The organism is Protofrankia sp. Cr1 (assembly GCF_963555865.1).
GTDB lineage: Bacteria > Actinomycetota > Actinomycetes > Frankiales > Frankiaceae > Protofrankia.
Genome location: NZ_CAUVXO010000642.1, coordinates 1 through 1,580 on the forward strand (window position 1 = coordinate 1; position 1,580 = coordinate 1,580).

Sequence of the window (1,580 nt, forward strand, 5' to 3'; positions counted from 1 at the left end):
CGGCCGGGAGCCCGACCGCGAGCCGGGGAAGCCAGCGCCGGTGTGGTGAGACAGGTGGGGAGTTGCCACCAGGCAAGGTCGGGGGTGCCGTGCAGGTTGTGGTCGAGGTGGCGGGCGAGGAAGACCAGCCACCGTTCGGCGTCGGCTGCCGGCCAGGGGCAGCGCCGGGCCGGGTCGGGATGGGGCCGGTAGGCGGCGGGGATGAAGGCGTCGAACAGGTGCTCTTCGACCGCGGAGCGGGTGGGAAAGAGACCCGGGTTGAGTAGCTCGAGCGGTCGACGAGGGACGGCGGTCAGCGCCTCGCCTGGGCGAGGGTTGTAGATGGTGCGGGCCAAGGTGGTCATCAGGGGGGTGGTCAGTGCCTGCGCCACCGGAGGGGGAGCGCTGGCGGTGAGGGTGGCCAATACCGGGTCCCACCGGGCGGCCGCAGCCGGCCCACCCGCGGAGGCGTGCAGGTAGTCGGTGATGGCGGCGGCGTCGAGCGGGCACAGTTCGACGCCCGCGGCACCGGTCAGACGGACCTCGATTCCCCCGGCCGGGCGTACGGCTGCCTGGTAGGGCCGGCTGCGGGCAGCCAGGACCAGCCGCTGCCCCGGCCGCAACGCCTCGTTGATCCGGGCGATCGCACCGCCCCGGACCGTTTCCGGGATCTCATCCAGCCCGTCCAAGACCGCCACGATCAGCCCTGCGTTCAGCAGCGCCCGCCCCCGACTCAACCCGCCGGGCCCCGGGGCCGGGTCACCCAGACCGGGATGGTCGGCGATCAGCCGGGTTTCCAACCAGTCGTACAGGTGCTGCCCGGTCGGGTTCCAGGAAGCCAACGGCACCAGCACCGGTACCGGCTCGGCGGGGCCACGCCGGGCAAGCAGGGCCAACACCAAGCGCACCAGCAGTATCGTCTTGCCCGCACCCGGCTCGCCGAGCACCACCAGCCGCCCGGTCGGCACCCGGTCCAGCGCCTCAATCAGCTCGTTGTCGCTGCCGGCAAGCCCGGCCGGCCCAGCGGCCCAGGTCCCCGCTGGCGGTGGGGACGGCCAGCCGGCACCGCCGGCGGTCGCCAACCGGACCAACGACGCCCAGTCCTGCACCAGCCCCGGATCCGCCGGCTGCCAGCGCACCGGCAGCGCGTACGGATCGTTCAGCCTGCGCAGCTCCGCCTCAGCCGTCCACTGGTCGCGGACCGCGACCGCGATCTGATCGGCGACCTGCTCCACCGTCAGGTCCGCGTTGTCGGCTCGGTCGTCCCGGTAGGAGGCCCACGCCAGCCACAGCCCTGGGGGCCCCAGGACACCGCCCACCACCCCGATCCAGGCGATCGCCGAGTCCGGCGCCAGCAACCACGCCAGGACACCGGTGACACCAGCCGACAAACCCAGCAGCAGCAGCGTGATCAGACCGGTGCGCCGCGTCCGAGATCCCCCCATGTCACCATCATCACGACCAGCCGTCAGCGCCCGCACACCGCCAGGTCCGCACGCCATCAACCAGCTCAGATTCAGCGATATACATCACTGAAGGTCACGTTGTGTCGAACCGGGCGCTCCTATGAGCCGACGGGTGCGACGGCCGGGTGGTGGGCT

The 1,580-nt window shown here is 72.3% G+C and carries 1 protein-coding gene; it reads right to left on the minus strand.

Annotated elements, in window-relative coordinates; genetic code table 11:
- A partial coding sequence (locus tag U9980_RS27245) for an NACHT domain-containing protein (RefSeq protein WP_322770549.1) occupies nucleotides 1-1,424 on the minus strand: 1,424 nt, incomplete at its 3' end.
- Between the last annotated feature and the right edge of the window lie 156 nt (nucleotides 1,425-1,580).